General features: G+C 67.6%; 18 protein-coding genes, 4 tRNA genes and 1 pseudogene. 18 read left to right on the plus strand and 5 right to left on the minus strand.

Translation table 11 applies throughout. The features are described from left to right. Positions 1–52 precede the first annotated feature (52 nt). Together OXG55_05925 and OXG55_05930 are read left to right on the plus strand one after the other, a co-directional pair. A complete protein-coding gene (locus OXG55_05925) occupies positions 53–364 on the plus strand; it encodes a helix-turn-helix domain-containing protein (GenBank protein MCY4102789.1) in 312 nt (103 codons plus the stop codon). Then, complete coding sequence (locus tag OXG55_05930) at positions 361–1,674, plus strand: HipA domain-containing protein (protein MCY4102790.1); 1,314 nt, start codon at positions 361–363, stop codon at positions 1,672–1,674. The genes OXG55_05925 and OXG55_05930 overlap by 4 nt, the downstream gene beginning before the upstream one ends. Position 1,675: 1 nt before the next feature. On the opposite strand, the gene OXG55_05935 is transcribed toward OXG55_05930, so the two are convergent. From OXG55_05935 to OXG55_05945, 3 genes and pseudogenes are all read right to left on the minus strand, one after another. Further along, on the minus strand, positions 1,676–2,053 hold the full coding sequence (locus OXG55_05935; protein ID MCY4102791.1) for a hypothetical protein: 378 nt from the start codon (positions 2,051–2,053) through the stop codon (positions 1,676–1,678). A gap of 133 nt (positions 2,054–2,186) precedes the next feature. Next, positions 2,187–2,405: pseudogene (locus OXG55_05940) on the minus strand (hypothetical protein). Positions 2,406–2,891: 486 nt separating this feature from the next. Beyond that, a tRNA-Tyr gene (locus tag OXG55_05945) sits at positions 2,892–2,976 on the minus strand. 82 nt (positions 2,977–3,058) lie between these two features. Between OXG55_05945 and OXG55_05950 the strand changes: the two genes are divergently transcribed. Continuing rightward, positions 3,059–4,867 (plus strand): amidohydrolase family protein, encoded by a 1,809-nt coding sequence (locus OXG55_05950; protein MCY4102792.1) that lies wholly within the window; start codon positions 3,059–3,061, stop codon positions 4,865–4,867. A 140-nt stretch (positions 4,868–5,007) separates the two neighbouring features. On the opposite strand, the gene OXG55_05955 is transcribed toward OXG55_05950, so the two are convergent. Next, positions 5,008–5,496, minus strand: coding sequence for a GNAT family N-acetyltransferase (locus OXG55_05955; protein MCY4102793.1), 489 nt, complete (start codon positions 5,494–5,496; stop codon positions 5,008–5,010). A gap of 115 nt (positions 5,497–5,611) precedes the next feature. Here OXG55_05955 and OXG55_05960 point away from each other — a divergent pair. The 3 genes from OXG55_05960 (at position 5,612) to OXG55_05970 (ending at position 6,760) form a co-directional block, all read left to right on the plus strand. After that, positions 5,612–5,684, plus strand: a tRNA-Thr gene (locus tag OXG55_05960). Between the two features lie 22 nt (positions 5,685–5,706). Further along, positions 5,707–5,780 (plus strand) — tRNA-Met (locus OXG55_05965). Between the two features lie 101 nt (positions 5,781–5,881). Further along, positions 5,882–6,760 carry a BglII/BstYI family type II restriction endonuclease gene (locus tag OXG55_05970; GenBank protein ID MCY4102794.1) on the plus strand — a complete coding sequence of 293 codons (879 nt, stop codon included), beginning with the start codon at positions 5,882–5,884 and terminating at the stop codon, positions 6,758–6,760. Here the strand turns inward: OXG55_05970 and OXG55_05975 are convergent. Next, on the minus strand, positions 6,751–7,713 hold the full coding sequence (locus tag OXG55_05975; protein ID MCY4102795.1) for an MT-A70 family methyltransferase: 963 nt from the start codon (positions 7,711–7,713) through the stop codon (positions 6,751–6,753). The genes OXG55_05970 and OXG55_05975 overlap by 10 nt on opposite strands. 338 nt (positions 7,714–8,051) lie before the next feature. Between OXG55_05975 and OXG55_05980 the strand changes: the two genes are divergently transcribed. The 12 genes from OXG55_05980 to OXG55_06035 all read left to right on the plus strand — a co-directional run. Further along, positions 8,052–8,127: transfer RNA gene (locus OXG55_05980), tRNA-Trp, on the plus strand. Positions 8,128–8,153: 26 nt separating this feature from the next. Beyond that, positions 8,154–8,420, plus strand: a complete 267-nt coding sequence (gene secE / locus OXG55_05985) for a preprotein translocase subunit SecE (GenBank protein ID MCY4102796.1) — start codon at positions 8,154–8,156, stop codon at positions 8,418–8,420. 8 nt (positions 8,421–8,428) lie between these two features. Continuing rightward, positions 8,429–9,235 (plus strand): transcription termination/antitermination protein NusG, encoded by an 807-nt coding sequence (gene nusG / locus OXG55_05990; GenBank protein ID MCY4102797.1) that lies wholly within the window; start codon positions 8,429–8,431, stop codon positions 9,233–9,235. Positions 9,236–9,268: 33 nt separating this feature from the next. Next, positions 9,269–9,697 carry a 50S ribosomal protein L11 gene (rplK, locus tag OXG55_05995; protein MCY4102798.1) on the plus strand — a complete coding sequence of 143 codons (429 nt, stop codon included), beginning with the start codon at positions 9,269–9,271 and terminating at the stop codon, positions 9,695–9,697. 99 nt (positions 9,698–9,796) lie between these two features. Then, positions 9,797–10,483, plus strand: coding sequence for a 50S ribosomal protein L1 (rplA, locus tag OXG55_06000; protein ID MCY4102799.1), 687 nt, complete (start codon positions 9,797–9,799; stop codon positions 10,481–10,483). Positions 10,484–10,740: 257 nt separating this feature from the next. Beyond that, positions 10,741–11,343, plus strand: coding sequence for a 50S ribosomal protein L10 (gene rplJ, locus OXG55_06005; protein MCY4102800.1), 603 nt, complete (start codon positions 10,741–10,743; stop codon positions 11,341–11,343). Positions 11,344–11,425: 82 nt separating this feature from the next. Next, positions 11,426–11,815, plus strand: coding sequence for a 50S ribosomal protein L7/L12 (gene rplL / locus OXG55_06010; protein MCY4102801.1), 390 nt, complete (start codon positions 11,426–11,428; stop codon positions 11,813–11,815). Positions 11,816–12,017: 202 nt separating this feature from the next. Then, complete coding sequence (locus OXG55_06015; protein MCY4102802.1) at positions 12,018–15,680, plus strand: DNA-directed RNA polymerase subunit beta; 3,663 nt, start codon at positions 12,018–12,020, stop codon at positions 15,678–15,680. 2 nt (positions 15,681–15,682) lie between these two features. Next, a complete protein-coding gene (locus tag OXG55_06020) occupies positions 15,683–19,675 on the plus strand; it encodes a DNA-directed RNA polymerase subunit beta' (GenBank protein MCY4102803.1) in 3,993 nt (1,330 codons plus the stop codon). Positions 19,676–19,886: 211 nt separating this feature from the next. Then, on the plus strand, positions 19,887–20,255 hold the full coding sequence (gene rpsL, locus OXG55_06025) for a 30S ribosomal protein S12 (protein ID MCY4102804.1): 369 nt from the start codon (positions 19,887–19,889) through the stop codon (positions 20,253–20,255). 4 nt (positions 20,256–20,259) lie between these two features. Beyond that, positions 20,260–20,730: a 30S ribosomal protein S7 gene (gene rpsG, locus OXG55_06030; protein MCY4102805.1), complete on the plus strand. Its 471-nt coding sequence runs from the start codon at positions 20,260–20,262 to the stop codon at positions 20,728–20,730. A gap of 175 nt (positions 20,731–20,905) precedes the next feature. Further along, the coding region (locus OXG55_06035; protein MCY4102806.1) for a GTP-binding protein at positions 20,906–21,104 on the plus strand (199 nt) is incomplete at its 3' end.

Consider the following 21,104-nt stretch of genomic DNA (forward strand, 5'->3'; position numbering starts at 1 on the left):
CGGATACATCGTCGAATGTACCCGTACAGGGTCTGTCGCCTAGACTTTGGCCATGACCACTCCAAGTGATCACGCTTCTGGGCCGAGACGCTACCGCCACATTGCGCGCCCCAGCGAGATCGGGGCGGCCTTGCAGGGCCTTCGCCGTTCACTCGACATCACGCAGGCGGAACTCGCCGAGCGCGCCCGGGTGACGCGGAAATGGATCTCGGAGATGGAGAACGGCAAAGCCACTGCCGAGGTGGGCGTGCTGTGCCGCGTCCTCGCCGCGCTCGACGCGCGCATAGAGATCGTGCACGCGCCGTCGCGGCGCCCGGCGCTGCACGACATCGTTCTCGGCGGCCTTGAGGCGCCTTCGTCGTGAGACTCGACGTACTCATCGAGTCTCATCACGCTGGCGATGTGGACATTCTCGGGCCGGACAAGGCGGTCTTCGCGTACGCAGAGAGTTACCTGGCGCTTTCCGAACCGACACCGCTGTCGGTCCGCTTCCCCCTGAGGGCCGAGCCGTATGACTCGCCGCAAGTGGCGTATTGGATGCAGAACCTTCTCCCTGACGACCGGGAGGTGCTCCAGCAGTGGTGCGATAGGTACGGTGCCTCGCTGTTGCGTCCCATCGAACTGCTCGGCACGGTGCTCGGCGCCGAATGCGCGGGGGCCGTGCAGTTCTGCGATCCGGAACGGACCGCGGAGTTGCTCGGCGACCGCGGCGGCCGGCAGCGACTCAGCGAGGAGGAACTGTGGAGGGGCCTCGAGCTGCTCCGGGCCGACCCGTCCTACCGCTTCTCCGCCGCGCACGCCGACACCGGGCGCAGCCTCGGTGGGATGCAGCCGAAGGACGCGCTGGCGTCGACCGCCGACGGCTGGGCGGTCCCCTGGGGACGCCAGGCGACCACGCACATCCTGAAACTCGACCGGGATCTCTACCCGCACGAGACCCTCGTCGAGCACGTCACGATGCGCACGGCGACGCGCTTGGGGATGGCCGCGCCGGCGACCCGCATGCTGCATGGCGAGAACTTCGGTGTCATCGTCGTGGAGCGCTACGACCGGAGCGTGGTGGACGAGACCGACGAACCGCAGCGGATCCACCAGGAGGATCTCTGCCAAGCGCTCGGGTTGCCACCGGGGCGGAAATACCAGCGGTTCCACGGCGCGACAGTGGAGCGGTGTGCCGATGTGTTGCGGGACGGCGGTTCGGCCGGTTCAGCGCCCGACATCCGGCGCTTGCGGGACATGCTGTTGTTCCGCTGGATCGTCGGTGACACCGACGGGCACGCCAAGAATTTCAGCCTGCTGCTCTCGGGGGGGCAGCGGGTTCTCGCCCCCCTCTACGACTCCGCGACCTTCCTGCCTCATCGACGTACCAGAGAGGAAGGGGACCTGAGCTTCGCGATGTGGGCGGGACGTGCCGGGCAGCAGTGGCGGCTCAGAGAGACCGACACAGCTCGCTCCCTGGCGCAGTTGGCGAAGGCCCTCGGACTCAGCGCGGCAGACGTGGGCACCCGGGCCGAGCACCTCGCCGCCGGACTGCCGAGCGCACTCGCGGACGTGGTCAACGGCCTCACAGCCCACGAGCAGGACACCCTCGACAACCTCGACCTCGTCCGGCAGGTCGTCACCCGAAGCAGTCGCTGCGCGGCCACCGCGGCCGAACTGCGGCCCCCGGGATGATTCACCCCTGATAGGCAGGGTTCACCGGGTAGTCATCCGGCTTTCCCGAGTCTCCAGGCTGGATCACAAAATCCCGCCGGTCCCGGTAGAGCCGCGCACGATTCAACACGTAGTCTTCTCCTGGCTCCAAGTCATCCCAGTGGGTCATCAGCCAGTACTTGTAGTTGCCAATGAACAGGTAGGTGTTGTTCATTCGGAAGAAGCGGCATGCCACTCCTTCTCCAGCTCGGAACCTATCGCATATGGCTCCAAGCAACTCCTGCTGGCCGTCTTTCTCGGACAGCACATACTCGTGCGGCCAAGTCTCCCGATAGGTTACCGCTTCCCTCCACGGTGCCAGATCGATGAGTTCTGTCAATGTCGGGATTCTGGCACTCACATTCTCTCCTCTCCTGGGGCCAAGGCATCTGGAGTCAGGAACCCGCCAGCGGGCCGTCCTTCCTCATGCGATGCGCCGAGTTACACAGCATTCACCAAGTCTCTAATGCGGTTGTGGAGCTTCTGTCATGTGTAAAGTTCGCCACCTTGAACCCCACACTGGCGATGTCAGTCAACATGAGCCCTGCCTTCAGGACAAAGTCTGCATCGAATCGCAGTTCGGGCCTCACGTTGTTCATCTCGTCCACCAACCCGTGGACTTCTCTCGCGGCATCAAGGTTGTTCCATTGGGACACCGCGATACTCAAGAGAAGATTCGAGTAGGAAAGGGGCGTTCCACCGCTGTTGCACCGACGGCACCGCCCACCGCCGTCCCGACCACGCCAGGCGTCCTTCGGCTGCATGCCCGCCAAGCTGCGCCCGGCGTCTCCGTGGACGTCGGCGAACCGGAACGAGCAATCCCCGCGCAACCTCCGGAGGCCAGCCCACAATTCGTCATCGGTGATCTCTTGCAGCCCGCCGGAGGCGGACAGGAGGTTCGGTGCGATCTCCGGCGGGACGAACTGCGCTGCCCCCGCGCACTCCCTGCCGATCACGGTCCCTAGCAACTCCAGCGGGCGACCGGGCGGGGCGCCGTAGCGGATGCACCACCGCTTCAACACCTCTTCGTCTAGCGCTTCGGCCTCGGCCCGATCTGTGCGTGCATCCCCCCAGGATAGCGTGTCTGTCACCGTACGGTTACCCGAGGTCGCCGTCACCGTACGGTGACCTCATATCACTGTCACCGTACGAACGCAGAAGGGATCTGTGGCCATTGCATCACGGCTCGATTCATGCTGTGGTGGGCCGGGGAGGATTCGAACCTCCGAAGGCGTCGCCGGCAGGTTTACAGCCTGCTCCCTTTGTCCGCTCGGGCACCGACCCTCGAAGCGGTCACGATACCTCCGGCCGCCGGGAACAGGGCTCCGACGGCGCCGACAGCGCGCCGAGTTGGTACTGTCGCCGCATGACCGCACGAGTTTTGGACATGGGTACCGAGGTGCGCACCCGGCTGATCCGGGTGGCGCTGGGCGACGAGCCGGCCGAGGCGGTGCTGACCGGTGCCCGGGTGGTCAATGTCTTCACCCGCGAGATCGTGAACGCGGACGTCGTAATGGCCGCGGGGCGGATCGCCGCTGTGGGCGACAGCGGCGAGCAGTCGGTCGGTCCCGGCACCGAGATCATCGATGCCGGCGGCCGGTTCGTGGCGCCCGGTCTCATCGACCCGCACATGCATCTCGAGAGTTCCAACATCACCGTCACCGAGTTGGCCCGCGCCGTCGTTCCCCGTGGCGTGCTGTCGGTGTGTGAGGATCCTCACGAGATCGCCAACGTCCTGGGAGTGGCGGGCGTCGACCTGCTCACCGCCGAAGCCGCCCGGCTGCCGCTGAACCTGCTGCTGCGGGTGCCCGGCCGGGTGCCCGCCATGCCGGCGGACCGGGAGACTTCGGGCCACGCCATGGACCTTGCCGAGACGCTGGCGATGCTGGACAGGCCCGAGGCGGTGTGCATCGGCGGCGACATCAACCCAGCGCTGCTGCTGGGCGCCGACCGGGCGCAACTGGGGAAGATCGAGGCCACCGTCGAGCGGGACAAGACCGTGGGCGGCCAACTCCCGGGCTTCAGCGGCGCCGTCCTGGACGCCACGCTGGCAGCGGGCGTGGAGGACACCCATGTGGCGGAGTCGCCGGCGGAGGTCGTCGAGCAGCTGCGCAAGGGCGCGCGCGTACTGCTGACGCCGCGCATCGACCGCCTGCCCGCCGAGGAGTGGCCCGAGATCGTCGCCGCCACCGAGCGCCTGGGGCTGGACACCCGCCGCTTGGTGCTCTGCACCGACGACATCCACCCGAACATCCTCATGAGCGAGGGCCACCTCGACCAGCGGGTGCGCCTGGCTGTCGAGGCGGGATTCGATCCGCTGACCGCCGTGCAGATGGCGACCCTGAACGCCGCCGAGCTGATGCGCATCGACCGCCACCTCGGCAGCGTGGCGCCCGGTCGCTTCGCCGACCTGGTGCTCCTGGAGAGCCTGGAGGAGTTCGCTCCCTCGACGGTGCTGTACCGCGGCGAAGTGGTCGCCGCCGACGGCGCCCTGGTGCGTACCCCTGACCCCGCGGCCTATCCCGCCTGGTCGACCGGCACGCTGCACGTCGATGTGCCCAGCGCGAACGACCTGGCCCTTCGGGTCGACGTCCCTGACGGGCCGGTGACCGCCAACGCAGTGGCGTTCGGTGCCCCCAAGACCATGCACCGGGTGCAGTTGGAGGCTCGCGGCGGCGTGGTCGATCCCGACAGTGCCGCTGATGTGGCTGCCATCGCGGTGATCGAGCGCCACCACCGAACCGGCAACCTCGGCAAGGGATTCGTCACCGGCCTCGGCATTCGTGGCGGCGCGGTGGCCTCCACGGTCAACCATGACTCGCACAACGTGGTCGTCATCGGGGATTCGCATGCCTCGATGGCGGCCGCCGCCCGGGCGGTCATAGAGGCGCAAGGCGGCTACGCGGTCGCCGTCGGGACCGAGGTGGCCGCGGTGGTGCCGCTGCCGATTGCGGGCCTGCTCTCGCCCGAACCCCTGGAGGCGGTGGGGGAGCGATTGGCCGCCGTGGAGCGGGTCCTGATCGAACAGCTGGGATGCTCGATCGGCTACCGGCCCATCTACGCCCTGAACTTCCTCTGCCTGCCCAACATTCCCGACGTGGGCTTCACCGACCGCGGGATCATCGAGACCGCGACGATGGAGATCGTCGGGCCGCTGGCCCCGGCCTCCCTCTGAGCCGCCCGGCCGGGGCCTCGGGCCGACCCGCCATCGCTCGGTGATGGCGAAAAGAAGCCCCAGCAGTGTACTTCCGCAAGCGGCAGTGGACGGCGGGGAGAATTGCCTGGACTTCTATCACGAGAGCAACGGGAGAGCGGCTAGCCCAGCAGCCGCTGCATGACGGTGCAGTCGAGCCAGCGGCCGAACTTGCGCCCGATCTGGCGCTCGACGCCGACGAGTTCGAAGCCACACTCGGCGTGCAGTCGCACCGACGGCTCGTTCTCGCCGGCGATGCGGGCGATCATGCAGTGGAAGCCGCCCTCGGCGGCGAGCGCCACGAGGTGCTCCACCAGCGCCCGGCCGATGCCCCGCCGCAGACGGTCCCGCCGTACGAACACCGAACTCTCGACGCTCGTGTTGTAGGCCGGCCGGGGCCGGTAGGGCGACAGGGAGGCGAACCCCACGACCTCGCCGTCGCCGACGGCCACGATCACCGAGTGCGCCCCCGAGCGCTCGGCCAGCCACTCCTGCTGCTCGGCCACCGAGCGTGCCCGCAGGTCGAAGACGGTTCGCTCCCGTGTGGCCTCGTGGTTGTAGATGGCGGCGATCGCCTCCGCGTCGCCCCGGTTCGCCAGGCGGATCTCCATCGGTCGAGACGCTACCGCCCCGAGACGACCCTCGAACGAGCGCGTTCACGCTGCCGATTCGGCGTGCGACCACGGGTCGGGGCACCGGTGGGCCCGCTAGCATGTGAGCCGCTCGGCTCCCTTAGCTCAGTCGGCAGAGCGTTTCCATGGTAAGGAAAAGGTCGAGAGTTCGATTCTCTCAGGGAGCTCGCGGGCACGACCCAAACTCCAAGCGGCGTAGCTCAGTTGGTAAGAGCGCTCGACTCATAATCGAGAGGTCGCCAGTTCGATTCTGGCCGCCGCTACCGCACATCCTCTCGGTCCAGCGACCGAGGGCTGTAGGCATCGCGGAGAATATGAACGCTCGTCATCTGCTGAATCGGGACCCGGATGGAGGATCAGCGGGGTGACCGCGCCCGCTCAACCCGCCGACGAGTTCTTGGGTCAGGTTCACCCCCTAACCGTCGCAGGCCTCCCGGATGGCTATGAGTACGGAGTGACGCGCTACGCAGATGTGATTCTGCAACGGGCGTTCCCCGGTCGATTCGAGAATCTGCGGGAGGCCTTGGACAAGTTCGAGCCGACGCTGGACGAACTGATCGCTGGCGGAGGCGCACGAACTGCGTTCGTGAAGCGGTTCGATGACTCGCTCGCCGAAATCCGTGAGCACGGGCAAGAAGTCTGGGGGAAGCAGAACATCACGATCCAGAAGGCCCTTGGTCTGGCTGGCGACGTGGCACCCGTTTCCAGGGTGCGGGGGCATGAGATCGACATATTCGGGGTCGGGTCGTTGGATCGACCGCTGCCGGGTATCGCAGTCGAGATGGAGTGGAACAACAAGGATCCATTCTTCGACCGGGATCTCATCAATTTTCAAGCGCTGCACCGGGAAGGTGCTATCGCCGTCGGCGTCATCGTCACGCGGGGACCTGAGCTTCAAACCCTGATCTCAAGCGTGATCGGTGCTGCGGGCAGGAGTTCCAAGTACGGCGCGTCCACAACACACTGGGACAAGTTGATCCCGCGGATCAACCTTGGTGGCGGGGGTGAGTGTCCGCTCCTGTTGGTTGGGATCCAGCCCGCGCGGATCGAAGGCATCGAGCGAGCCCACGAGGCTCGCGCCGAACTCGACGCCCTCGAACAGATGGGGCGCGACTGGCCGGAGCGATTCGAGTCTCGCAAGAGTGCTGAGGCGGAGGCGAAGTTCCAGAAGAACGAGGTGCTTCGGCGTTTGAACGAATCCCCCGAGCAGCAGACGGCGGCTATGCCGGAAGGTCAGGAATAGGCTGGGTACCGCTTCCCGCGGGGCGTGATCTCATCTTCGGCTTCGGTTCCCCATGACGTCCAGCCCGACCGCGAGTACCGCGCGAACAGTTCCAGGTATGGCCCGGGCGAGCAACTCTCGATGATGTCGTACTGCTCGTCGGGCTTGCGCGAGTGCTCCCGCTTGCGGGTTTCGATCATGTTCACTTGTCGTCTGCCGGGCGCGAGCGTGCGCATGGTTCCTTTGACGCCGAAGAGGATCAGTTCGGTCACGTTTCGGAAGTAGAACCCGACCCCCCGACCGTCGGGCCCACCGTCCTTGCGTCGCTTCGCCCAGACGATGTTGGACTTGTAGGTGAATCCCCAGGACTCCATGACGGCCAGCGCGTCGGCGATGAGGGCATTCGGCGTCCACAGGTACAGGTGGGCGTCCGGGGTGGTTATCTCGCTGATTGGAAGGGCACGAATCGCGGCTGTCGTCATCGTGTCGTAGCGGGACAGCCGCCGGTGCTCCGGGGCGACCTTCCCCGTGCGATTCTGGAACCGCCACGGCGGATCGGCGAGGAGCGTCGAGAACGGCCCGCCCCTGATCTGTTGCAGCTCTGCGGCTGCTTCGGCGACGCTCTCAATCGCTGCGGGGCGTCCATTCTTGGATTTCGGAACAAGGCGCAACTCGCACCCGAGAACTTCCGCGAGCCCCGCGAGCGTCGACACTTGAGGATTGTGGCCGTTGCCGGAGAGTAGGCGTCGAACAGCGGCGGGCTGTGTGTCGGCGATTCGCGCCAGTTCGGTCTTGGACAGGCCAGCCTGGCGACGGGCACTGTCGAGTTCGCCGAGGAGGGTTCGGATCTCCATAGCCTTTGCCAAATGTAACATCGAAGTTACGAACTTCCGGGTATTTCCTAACTGTGGCGACGGACTGGGAACTCCGCCGCAGTCGGCGCCGATGTCGGCGAACAGGGTGGGATCAGTCATCATTCTCTCCCCAGGCACATTTGGTAGGGCGGGTCGTTCGTCGGCGGGGCCGACAAGCCGGTTCGGAGCGAATCGCCCCTCGCAGCGGTACGGGCCGGTGACCGGTGCGCTCAATTTCACCACCCCCCTGCGACAATGATCAGACCGGTTCGCGTTCGTCGAAACTCGTGATGGCGGGTGACTACAGCAGACGATCCGGGACGGTCACCGGACGACCCGACACGGAGTCGGTCAGCGGGTCGACGGTGGGCGCATCCAGGGCCGGTGCGCCCCCGCTGTGGGGATGACCGGGTCGGCTGGGTAACCTGAGGGGTCCCGCACCGCCTGGGTCACATCCGAGGGCAGTAGCTCAACTGGAAGAGCACCGGTCTCCAAAACCGGCGGTTGGGGGTTCGAGTCCCTCCTGCCCTGCCATGGAAATGAACAGACAGTTTCGCCGCATGGCCCGCAAGCAGGGGGCCATCGACGAAGAGGGCGCGCCCGTCGCCGAGCGCCGCCGGCAGCCCACACCGCGCCGCGAGCGAGCCTCGCCGGCGCAATTCATGCGCGAGGTTCGAGCCGAGTTGCGCAAGGTCTCCTGGCCGACCCGCTCGGAGGTCGTCAACTACTCCATCGTCACCCTCGTGGTCGTGGTCATTCTCACGGCTGTGATCGGTGCCCTGGACTACGGCTTCGGCGAGGCAATACTGAAACTCTTCGAGCGATGAGCAGTTCCGTGAGCGAGCAGTCCCCCCCACTCGAGGCCGATCTGGCGGGTGGTGCAGCGCCCCAGGTCGCCGAACCGCCGGCCGAGGCGGTGCTTCCCTCCGGCCCGCTGGCCCCTGACACCGAGGCACCCGGCACCGAGGCACCCGGCAGCGAGCATCCCTATGACGTTCTGAGCGAGGACGAGTTGCATGCCGCCGCGGCGGCTGCCGCCGAGGCCACCGCCGAGGTCGACGAGGAAGTCGTCGCAGTGCCCGACGAGGATCGCCCCTCACGGCGCCCCGGCCGGTGGTACGTCGTGCACACCCAGTCGGGATACGAGAAGAAGGCCAAGCAGGACCTCGAGGCCCGCGTTCGCAGCCTCGACGCCGAGGACCTCATCTACGAGGCCCAGATCCCCACCGAGGACGTCGTGGAGTTCAAGGGCGGGAAGAAGGTGGTCGTGCCGAAGAAGGTCTTCCCCGGCTACCTGCTGGTGCGCTGCCTGCTCACCGACAAGGCCTTCCAGGTCATCAAGGAGACCCCCTCCATCACGGGTTTCGTGGGACACGGACCGAAGCCCACCCCGCTGGGGCGGCGCGACGTGGAGACGTTCCTGGAGACCAAGACGACCGGCGACGAGGCCGTCAAGCGCGGCCGCCCCCGCCTGCAGTTCGAGGCGGGCGAGACGGTGCGGGTGCGCGAGGGGCCCTTCGCGGAGTTGTCGGGGGAGATCATCGACATCAACGCCGAACAGTTGAAGGTCAAGGTGCTGGTCAACATCTTTGGCCGCGAGACCCCGGTCGAGCTGGAATTCTCCCAGGTCGCCAAGCTCTAGCCGCCGCCGCAATCATTCGCAGGAGAGCCGATCATGGCCAAGAAGGTCCTCACAGTCGTCAAGGTCAACATCGAGGCGGGCAAGGCCACCCCGGCGCCGCCGGTGGGGACCGCGCTCGGCCCGCACGGCATCGCCATCATGGACTTCTGCCGGCAGTACAACGACCGCACCGCGGATGCGGCCGGCCAGGTCGTCCCCGTGGAGCTCACGATCTACGAGGACCGGTCCTTCAGCTTCATACTCAAGACGCCTCCGACCTCCTTCCTGGTCCGTGAGGCGGCCGGAGTGGAGAAGGGCGCCGGTGAGGTGGGGCGCGAGTTCGTCGGTTCGATCACCGACGCGCAGCTGACCTCGATCGCCGAGATCAAGCTGCCCGACCTGAACACCGACGACATCGAGATGGCCAAGCGCCAAGTCGCCGGCACCGCCCGCAGCATGGGGGTCCGGGTGGTCCGCGGCTAGTGCCGCCGTCCCCGAGCGCGGTGCACAGCGCGCCGCTCGGGGCAGATTCACAGCAGCCCCGGCGTCCCAGCCCGGGACGCCCAGGGCCGGAGGAGCAGAATGAACAAGGGAAAGCGTTACAGCGACGCCGCTCGCCGCTATGACAGGCAGCGCCTGCACGACGCCGTCGAGGGCCTCGACGTGGTGAAGGGCCTGCCGTCGGCCGGCTTCGACGAGACCGTGGACATGGCCATCCGCCTGGGGGTCGACCCGCGCCGGGCCGAGCAGATGCTGCGTGGGACCGTCTCGCTGCCGTCGGGCACCGGCAAGCAGGTGCGCGTGGCCGTCTTCGCCACCGGCGAGGCCGCCATCGCCGCCCGCGACGCCGGGGCCGACCACGTGGGTGACAACGACCTCGTGGAGGCGATCGGCGAGGGCATGATGGACTTCGACGTGGCCATCGCCACGCCGGACATGATGCCGCTCGTCGGCCGCCTGGGGCGCACGCTGGGGCCCCGCGGCTTGATGCCCAACCCGAAGAGCGGCACCGTGACCACCGATGTGACCAAGGCCGTCGCCGACTTCAAGGGCGGGCGCGTGGGTTACCGCACCGACCGCCAGGGCAACGTGCACGTTCCGATCGGGAAGTTGAGTTTCAGCACCGAGGCGCTGATGGAGAACCTGCGCTCGGTGATGGAGGAGTTGCAGCGGGTGCGGCCCGCGGCCGCCAAGGGTCGTTACGTCCAGAAGGTGACGATCAGTTCCACGATGGGACCGCCGGTCAAGATCGACCCCGCCAGCATCTGAGTCCGCATCGGTACGGTTGGCGCACCGTGGAGGTGGCCTGACCTCCCGCTAGCCTGCGAAGCCCACAACCGAATGCTCGCTGAAGATCTCCGGTGCTCTGAGGAGCTGAAAGGGTACGGCAGCACCCGTGCTGACGCCCGCCTGGTGAGGTGACGCCCCCGACCCCCCGGCGCCGCGCGATCTTCTGCGGCGCCGTTGCCGTTTCCGGCCACCTCCGGCCGGCGGCACCGAAATCCGAACCAAGCCCGGAGACCACCGTGTCCGAGCCATCGAGTGAACACGCGCGACCGCCCCGCCCCGAGAAGGTGGCTGTCGTTGCCGAGATCCGCGAGCGGTTGTCCGCCGCCCAGGGAGCGGTGCTGACCGAGTACCGCGGTCTCGACACGACCGCGATGGCCCAGTTGCGGCACTCGCTCGCCCCGTTCGGCGGCAGCTACAAGGTCTACAAGAACACCCTGATCCGCCTGGCGGCCCGCGAACTGGGGATCGATTGCGAGCACCTCCTGGTGGGACCCACCGCCGTGGCGTTCGTGGAGCCGCTCGCCGACGGCCGCCCCGGGGACACCGCGGCCGTGGCGAAGGCCCTGTTCGACTTCCAGCGCAACGACAAGAGGCTGGTCATCAAGGGCGGCCTGCTGGGCACCGACTCCGTCGGCCCCGAGGCGGTGGAGCACCTGTCCAAGCTGCCTCCTGCCGAGCAACTCCAGGCCCGGTTCGCGGGAGCGCTGGCGAGTCCGCTGCGGCAGATGGCGGGGCTGCTCGGGGCGCCGCTGCAGGAATTCGCCGGACTGGCGGCGGCGCCGGCCCGCGGCTTCGCCGGTCTGCTCCGGGCACTGATCGACGAGCGCTCGGCGGGCTGAGAGCCCGCCGGCTCCTGTCGCCCGCCGGAACGGCCGGCCGGCACAGGCAAAACGCACCGAGACAAGAACAAGGAGAACCATCATGTCCAAGGTCGACGAAGTCCTCGACACCATCAGCGCCATGACCGTGCTGGAGCTGAGCGAGCTGCTCAAGGAGTTCGAGGAGCGCTTCGGGGTCACCGCAGCCGCCCCCGTTGCGGCGATGCCCATGGCCGCACCCGCCGCCGGAGCCGCCGAGGCACCCGCCGCCGAAGAGGAGCAGACCGCCTTCGACGTCGTGCTCGCCGAGGTCGGCGACAAGAAGATCCAGGTCATCAAGGAGGTGCGCGCGCTCACCAACCTGGGGCTGAAGGAGGCCAAGGAATTGGTCGACACCGCTCCCCAGCCGGTGCTGCAGGGCGTGCCGCGCGAGGAGGCCGACGGGGCCAAGGAGGCCCTCGAGGGCGCCGGAGCCGTCATCCAGATCTCCTAGCCCCGCCCGAACCCGGAAGAAACCCGCGGCGGGAGCCGCCACCGGGTTGCCTGCGGCTGCGACGGGCACTACAGTAGACGCGCCGTGCCGCCGCTTCCCGCGTAGTCATCCCCGTTTTCGGCTGTCCGGAAACTCGGGTTCCCAACCTCGTGGCACCGTCGCGCGTCCCCAAGTCGGTCATGTGCTTCCCCAGGAGTGAGACGTGGCATCTCCAGCTGTCGTTCAGCGTTCCCCCTCTGTCGCTCGCCGGCGCTACTCGTTCGGCAATCTCGAGGAGGTTCTCGAGCTTCCCGATCTGATTGCGATCCAGCGTGATTCCTTCGACTGGTTCCTGAACAAGGGCCTGGCGGAGGTCTTCGCGGACATCAGTCCCATCAAGGACTACTCCGAGAACCTGCTCCTGGAGTTCGAATTCGATCCTGATGACGAATTCCTCCTCATGGAGCCCAAGTTCTCCGTGGAGGAGTGCAAGGAGAAGGACATGACCTACAGCGCGCCCGTTTTCGTGCGGGCGCGCTTCCTGAACCGCCATACGGGCGAGATCAAGGAGCAGGTGGTCTTCATGGGGGACTTCCCCAAGATGACCCCCAAGGGCACCTTCATCATCAACGGCACCGAGCGGGTGGTTGTGTCGCAACTCGTGCGGTCGCCCGGCGTCATCTTCCAGCCCGGTGAGCGCTACCGGCTGCGGAACATGTCCAAGCACCAGCTCGTGACCGGGACGATCCATCCCTACCGCGGCGAGTGGATCGAGTTCGACGTCGAGCACCGGCCCGGGCGGGACGTCAGCGCCGGCGTGCGGGTGGCGCGCAAGCGTCGCCTCAGCCTGTTCACGTTCCTGACGGCGCTGGGGTTCGGCGACGAGGACACCTACCCCGGCTTCTTCGACCGCTTCGTGGCCTACTTCGACTTCCTGGCCCCGCAGTGGGAGAACGAGAAGGGCCACGAGTTGTCCCGTGACGACGCCCTCATCGAGATCTACAAGCGGGTGCGGCCCGGCGACCAGCCCAGCGCCGAGGCAGCCCGCGCCTACTTCACCGGCGCCTACTTCGACCCGCGCCGTTACGACCTCTCGCGAGTAGGGCGCTACAAGCTGAACCGCAAGCTCGGCAAGGAGGTCGAGCGCATCCGGGAGATCTTCGACATCGACCTCGAGGCCCCCGAGCCCGGTCAGGCCACCCTGAGCGTCGCCGAACTGCTGGCCACCTCCACCTACCTGCTGCACCTGGTCCGCTACGAGCAGGGCTACCGGCTCGACGACCAGGACCACTTCGCCAACCGCCGGATCCGGTCGGTCGGCGAGCTGATCCAGAACCAGGTGCGGATCGGCCTCTCGCGCATGGAGCGGGTCGTGCGCGAGCGCATGACCACCCAGGACATGGAGGCCATCACCCCCGAGACGCTCATCAACATCCGCCCGGTCGTGGCCGCCATCAAGGAGTTCTTCGGCACCAGCCAGCTCAGCCAGTTCATGGACCAGGTGAACCCCCTGTCGGGGCTGACGCACCGGCGCCGGCTCTCGGCTCTGGGGCCCGGGGGCCTGTCACGGGAGCGCGCCGGCTTCGAGGTGCGCGACGTGCATTTCAGCCACTACGGCCGGATGTGCCCCATCGAGACCCCGGAAGGACCCAACATCGGGCTGATCGGGGCGCTCGCCACCTATGGGCGGATCAACGAGCACGGCTTCATCGAGACGCCGTACCGCGTGGTGCGCGAGAGCCAGGTGACCAACGAGGTGGAGTACCTCACCGCCGACGAGGAGGAGGAGTACGTCGTGGCGCAGGCCAACGCGCCGCTGAACCCCGACGGCACCTTCCGCAACCCGCGCGTGCTGGCACGGCGCTCCCCGCAGGCCGCCTCGCTGGAGGACCTCAAGCTGCAGCTGGAGGAGGAGCACTTCTTCGGCGCCACGACCGAGATCGTCTTCGCCCCGCCCAGCGACATCGAGCGGATGGACGTCTCACCCAAGCAGATCGTCTCGGTGGCGACCGCGCTCATCCCGTTCGTCGAGCACGACGACGCCAACCGGGCGCTGATGGGCGCCAACATGCAGCGCCAGGCCGTGCCGCTGCAGCGCGCCGAGGCTCCCTACATCGGCACCGGCATCGAAAGCCGGGCGGCACGCGACGCGGCCGACGTGATCCTGGCTCTCGACGACGGCGAGGTGATCGATCTCGACGGGCGGGCGATCACGATGCACTACGACAACCTCGGCCGCGTCGAGCACCCGCTGGCGCGCTTCGCCCGTTCCAACCAGGACACCTGCATCCGCCAGCACGCCCTGGTGCAGGCCGGCGACCGGGTCGTCGAGGGCTCACTGCTGGCCGACGGTCCCTCCTCGGATCACGGCGAGCTGGCGCTGGGGAAGAACGTCCTCGTGGCGTACATGTCCTGGGAGGGTTACAACTTCGAGGACGCCATCATCGTCAGCGAACGGCTGGTCCGCGACGACGTTCTCACCTCCATCCACATCCACGAGCACGAGATCGACGCCCGCGAGACCAAGCTCGGAGCCGAGGAGATCACCCGGGACATCCCCAACCTGTCCGACGAGGTGCTCGTCGACCTCGACGACGAGGGCCTCGTGCGCGTGGGCGCCGAGGTGGGCCCCGGCGACATCCTGGTGGGCAAGGTCACGCCCAAGGGCGAGACGGAACTCACCCCCGAGGAGCGCCTGCTGCGCGCCATCTTCGGCGAGAAGGCGCGCGAGGTGCGGGACACCTCGCTGAAGGTCCCCCACGGCGACGCCGGCAAGGTGATCGACGTGAAGGTCTTCCGGCGGGAGGACGACCACGAGCTGCCGCCCGGCGTGAACGAGCTGGTGCGCGTCCACGTGGCGCAGAAGCGCAAGATCAGCGTCGGCGACAAGCTGGCCGGCCGCCACGGCAACAAGGGCGTGATCGCCAGGATCCTGCCGGTCGAGGACATGCCGTTCCTGGCCGACGGCACGCCTGTGGACGTGATCCTGAACCCCCTCGGCGTGCCCTCGCGGATGAACGTGGGTCAGATCCTGGAGGCGCACCTCGGCTACGCGGCTCGCTGGGGATGGCAGCTGAACGGCGAGGCGGTGGGCGACGAGCCGGTGCGCGGCACCGAGAAGAAGACGCGCCCGACCACGCCGCCGTCGGTGTTCATCGAGACGCCGGTCTTCGACGGCGCCCGCTGGGACGACGCCCCGACGCTCGGCCCGACCGGCGACAAGCCGTCCATCCGCGCACTGCTGGAGAACATGCGACCGGAGGCCGAGGACGGGACGCGCCTGGTGGGCGCCGACGGCAAGGCCGTCCTCTACAACGGCCGCACCGGCGAACCCTTCGACCAGCGGGTGACCGTCGGCTACGCCTACATCCTGAAGCTGGCCCACTTGGTGGACGACAAGATCCATGCGCGTTCCACCGGCCCGTACTCGATGATCACCCAGCAGCCGCTGGGCGGGAAGGCGCAGTTCGGGGGCCAGCGGTTCGGCGAGATGGAGGTCTGGGCGCTCGAGGCCTACGGCGCCGCCTACTGCCTGCAGGAATTGCTGACCGTCAAGTCCGACGACGTGCTGGGCCGCGTGAAGGTCTACGAGGCCATCGTCAAGGGCACCAACATGCCCGACCCCGGCATCCCGGAGAGCTTCAAGGTGCTCATCAAGGAGATGCAGGCCCTGTGCATGGAGGTGGAGGTCTACTCGAGCGCTGGCGAGGAGATCGAGATCAAGGAGATCGACGAGGACATCTACTGGACCACCGAGGAACTGGGCATCGACATCTCGCGCCCGGAGCGGGGGTCCGACGAGGAGGATGCCCGTCGCGAGGCCGAACGCCGGGCGCGTGAACTCGCCGGTGACCGGCCGGCCTACGCCGCCAGGAGGGAGATGTAGGGATGGATCAGGATCGCCGGAACACCTCCAGCGCCCTCGACGTCAACGAGTTCGGGCGTCTTCGTATCGGCCTGGCCACGGCGGACTCGATCCGCACGTGGTCCAACGGCGAGGTGAAGAAGCCCGAGACCATCAACTACCGGACCCTCAAGCCGGAGAAGGACGGGCTCTTCTGCGAGAAGATCTTCGGCCCGCAGAAGGACTGGGAGTGCACCTGCGGCAAGTACAAGCGCATTCGCTTCCGCGGCATCATCTGCGAGCGCTGCGGCGTGGAGGTGACCCGCACGAAGGTGCGCCGGGAGCGCATGGGCCACATCGAGCTGGCGGCGCCGGTGGTGCACATCTGGTACCTGCGCGGCACGCGCTCGTGGCTGGCCTACCTGCTGACGGGGACCGAGCCCCGCCAAGAGGTGAAGGCCAAGCAACTCGAGAAGGTCGTCTACTTCGCCGCCCACCTGGTCGTGCACGTGGACGCCGAGCGCCGCGATGCCGATCTGGGTGAACTCGAGCGGGACATGCACGAGGAACTGCGCATCGTCCGCACCGAGTTCGACGAGCGTCGCGACGAGATCCAGCGGGCGCTCGAGGAGGAACTCGCCGAACTCGAGGAGGGCGGCGGGACCGGCGCGGACATCCGCAACCGGCGCGCCGCCGCCGAGCGCGAGCTGGAGGAACTGCAGGAACTGCGCACCGAGGAACTCGAGAAGATCCAGAACGCCTTCGAGATCTTCAGGGATCTCCACTCGCGCCAGATCATCGAGGACGAGGAACTCTGGAGCGAGTTGACGTACCGCTACCAGGACTACTTCGAGGGCGGGATGGGCGCGGACGCCATCGCCCGGCTCATCGACGAGTCCGACTTCGATGCTCAGGAGGAGGAACTGCGCCTGATGGTGTCGCCCCCCGAGGGCACCAAGCCGCTGTCGGCGCAGCGCAAGCACAAGGCGATCCGTCGCCTGCGGATCGTGAGCGCCTTCAACACCCGCGACGAGCACGGGCGCCGGATCAACGACCCGCGGGCGATGATCCTGGACGTGGTGCCGGTCATCCCGCCGGACCTGCGTCCCATGGTGCAACTCGACGGTGGACGGTTCGCCACCTCGGACCTGAACGACCTCTACCGGCGCGTCATCAACCGGAACAACCGCCTGAAGCGCCTGCTGGACCTGGGGGCGCCGGAGATCATCGTCAACAACGAGCGGCGGATGCTGCAGGAGGCCGTGGACGCGCTGTTCGACAATGGCCGCCGGGGCCGCCCGGTCACCGGGCCGGGCAACCGCCCGCTCAAGTCGCTCTCGGACATGCTGAAGGGCAAGCAGGGCCGGTTCCGTCAGAACCTGCTGGGCAAGCGTGTGGACTACTCGGGACGTTCGGTGATCGTCGTGGGGCCCACGCTCAAGTTCCACCAGTGCGGCCTGCCGCGCCTCATGGCACTCGAGCTGTTCAAGCCGTTCGTCATGAAGAACCTCGTGGAGCAGGAGCTGGCGCCGAACATCAAGTCTGCCAAGCGCATGGTCGAGCGCCGCCGTCCGGCGGTCTGGAGCGTCCTGGAGGAGGTCATCAAGGAGCACCCGGTGCTACTGAACCGGGCGCCCACCCTGCACCGACTCGGCATCCAGGCCTTCGAGGCGGTGCTGGTCGGCGGCAAGGCGATCCAGATCCACCCGCTGGTCTGCGCCGCCTTCAACGCCGACTTCGACGGGGATCAGATGGCCGTGCACCTGCCGCTGTCCTCGGAGGCGCAGGCCGAGGCCCGCGTGCTCATGCTCTCGGCCAACAACGTCCTGTCGCCGGCGCACGGCGCACCGCTCGTGACGCCCACCCAGGACATGATCATCGGCACCTACTACCTCACCCTGCTGAATCCCGAGGGGCGTGGTGCCGGCCGGGTCTTCCGCGATGCCGACGAGGTGATGTTCGCCTACGAGGCCGGCCAGGTGGAGTTGCATGCGGCGATCGAGTACCGCGTGCCCGAACTGCAGCGGCCCGCCGCCGGCGGCGAGGATGCGGCCGAGGGCAACGGCAGGGCCGCCTACAAACCCACCACGGTCGGGCGGATCCTGCTGAACCAGCAGCTGCCGGAGGACTTCGGATTCATCAACGAGGAGTTGCGGCGGCCGGCGGTGGGCCGGGTCGTCGAGCGCCTCGCCCGCAACTACCCCAAGGCGGAGGTGGCGCGCAGCCTCGACGGTCTGAAGGACCTGTGCTTCCGGTTCGCCACGCAGTCGGGCCTCACGATCTCCCTCGACGACATCAAGGTGCCGGCCGACAAGCCGCGGATCCTGGAGCGCCGCGAGCGGCAGGCGCAGTCCACGGAGAACCAGTTCCGCCGCGGGATCATCTCCGACGGCGAGCGGCGCCAGAAGGAGATCGAGACCTGGCTGGAGGCCACCCAGGAGGTGCAGGACGAGATGGTCGAGGCCCTGGGCGGCGAGGGCCTCAACCCCCTGAACATGATGGTGGACTCCGGCGCACGCGGGAACATGATGCAGTTGCGTCAGATCGCCGGAATGCGCGGCGTGGTGGCCAACCCGCGCGGCGACATGATCTCCCGACCGATCAAGTCGAACTTCCGCGAGGGGCTGTCGGTGCTGGAGTACTTCATCTCCACGCCGGGCGCACGCAAGGGACTTGTGGACACGGCGCTGCGCACCGCCGACTCCGGCTACCTGACCCGGCGCCTCGTCGACGTTGCGCAGGAACTCATCATCAACGACGAGGACCCGTTCGAGAACAACGAACCGGTGCCGGGGATCCACGTCGATCTTCGCTCCGGCGACCGGCCGCTGGAGGTGCGCCTGCTGGGCCGGGTGCTGGCCGACACCGTCACGCTCGACAACGGGACGGAGATCGCCGCAGGCGAGATGGTGACGCGCCAGCTCATGGAGCACCTCGCCGCCGACTCCGGACTCGAGCGGGTGCGCGTGCTGTCACCGCTCACCGACAACTCCCTCCAGGGGATCTCCGCCAAGTCCTACGGGATGTCGCTCGCCACCGGAGCTCTGATCGAGACGGGCGAAGCGGTCGGCGTGATCGCTGCCCAGTCCATCGGCGAGCCGGGCACCCAGCTGACGATGCGGACGTTCCACACGGGTGGAGCCATGGAGTTGGGACGGTCGGTGAGCGACATCGCCCGCGGCCTGCCCCGCGTCGTGGAGTTGTTCGAGGCCCGGACCCCCAAGGGCAAGGCGACCCTGGCGAGGAGTTCGGGTGTCCTGCGCGTCGACGAGCCCGACGGCCAGCAGCAGCGGCTGCGCGTGGTCGCCTCCGACGGCAGCGAGGAGAAGCACGTCGCCGTCGTGGGGGCGCGCTTGGAGTTCGCCGACGGCGGCGAGGTCGAGGCCGGTGACGTGCTCGTCGAGGGCAACGTGGACCCGAAGGAACTGCTGGAGATCAAGGGCCTGCGCGCCGTGCAGCAGTACCTCGTGGACGAGGTGCAGGCCGTCTATCGCGAGCAGGGCGTGTCGATCCACGACAAGCACATCGAATTGATCGTGCGCCAGATGACCCGGCGGGTGCTGGTTCAGGAGTCCGGCGACTCGGATTTCCTGCCCGGCGAGCGGGTCGACGCCCGCCGTTACCGGGACGCCAACCGGCAGCTCATTACCGAGGAGAAGCGCCCGGCGCAGGGTCGTCCCGAACTCATGGGAATCACGAAGGCCTCGCTGGCGACAGATTCGTGGCTCTCGGCCGCCTCCTTCCAGACGACGACGCAGGTACTCACCGAGTCCGCCATCGAGTCGCGCAGCGACGATCTGAGCGGGCTCAAGGAGAACATCATGATCGGCAAGCTGATCCCGGCGGGCACCGGTATCGCCAAGTACCGCAACGTCGCGCCGCACGCCCCCGATTACGTGCCGATGGAGGTCTACTCCGAGGAATACGACGAGTTCGCGGAGGGGTACGCGGACGTCTTCGGCGTGGCGCCGGAGACGAATGAGGCGGTGGAGCCGGACGAGTCTCCGGAACTCGCCGCCGAGACCGCCGGGTTGTGAACAAGGTCGCCCGCTCGTAGTCTGAAATGTCGGCTTCGGCCTGTCCCCGGACGTGCTCGCCGAGAAAAACCGCTGCTAGAGGCACCTGATCGAGCCCGGCCCGGCCCACGGAGTGTGGACCGTTGCGCGGGCCGCCCCGGTTCCCGACCAGTGCTCATCTGCAACCGATACCCGCTACATCCAACCGGACATCCAGGAGTTCCACCCAACCGTGCCCACCATCCAGCAACTCGTGCGCAAGGGACGCCGGTCCAAGTCCCGCAAGGACAGCACGCCGGCTCTCAAGGGCGCGCCCCAGCGGCGGGGGGTGTGCACGCGGGTCTACACAACCACTCCCAAGAAGCCGAACTCAGCGCTGCGGAAGGTGGCGCGAGTGCGCCTCACGAGCGGGATCGAGGTGACCGCCTACATCCCCGGTGAGGGACACAACCTGCAGGAGCATTCCATCGTGCTGGTGCGCGGCGGCCGGGTGAAGGACATCCCGGGCGTACGCTACAAGGTCATCCGCGGGGCCCTGGACTCCAGCGGTGTGGACGAGCGCCGGCAGGCTCGCAGCCGCTACGGCGCCAAGAAGGACTGACGAGATGCCCCGCCGAGGTCCACCCCCGCGCCGGGAAATGCGGCCCGATCCGGTCTACGACTCGGTACTGGTCACGCAGTTCGTCAACAAGGTGCTCCAGCGCGGCAAGCGGTCGCTGGCCGAGCGCATCGTCTACGACGCCCTCTCGACGGTGGGCGAGCGCACCGGCGCAGAGCCCGCCGTCGTCCTGAAGCGCGCCGTGGAGAACGTGAAGCCGCAGCTGGAAGTGCGCAGCCGGAGGGTGGGCGGTGCCACCTACCAGGTGCCCGTCGACGTGCGGCCACGCCGCCAGACCACCCTGGCGATCCGCTGGATCGTGGGCTACGCCCGGGACCGCCGCGAGCGCACGATGGCGGCTCGCCTTGCAGGAGAGCTACTCGACGCCTCGAACAACACCGGGGCGTCCATCAAGCGCAAAGAGGACCTGCACAAGATGGCGGAGTCCAACAAGGCCTTCGCCCACTATCGCTGGTAGTGGGAGCACGATTCGTCATGGTTGCGTAACCATGGACGCATCTGACCGTCACCGCGCCTGATTGACTTCCGACCGGCTCGGTGACGTGCTCACCGCCGGTAACCGGGGCCCGATCCCGCCGGCCCCGAGCCCCGACCGGAGCCCTTGCCCCGATCCTCCCGCGGAGAACTCCATCATGTCTCCACATCCTCTCGAACGAACTCGCAACATCGGCATCATGGCCCACATCGACGCGGGCAAGACCACCACAACCGAGCGCTTCCTGTACTACGCAGGCGTGAACTACAAGCTCGGCGAGGTGCATGACGGCGCCGCCACGATGGACTGGATGGCCCAGGAGCAGGAGCGGGGCATCACGATCACCGCAGCCGCCA

The organism is bacterium (assembly GCA_026708055.1).
Taxonomy (GTDB): domain Bacteria; phylum Actinomycetota; class Acidimicrobiia; order Acidimicrobiales; family CATQHL01; genus VXNF01.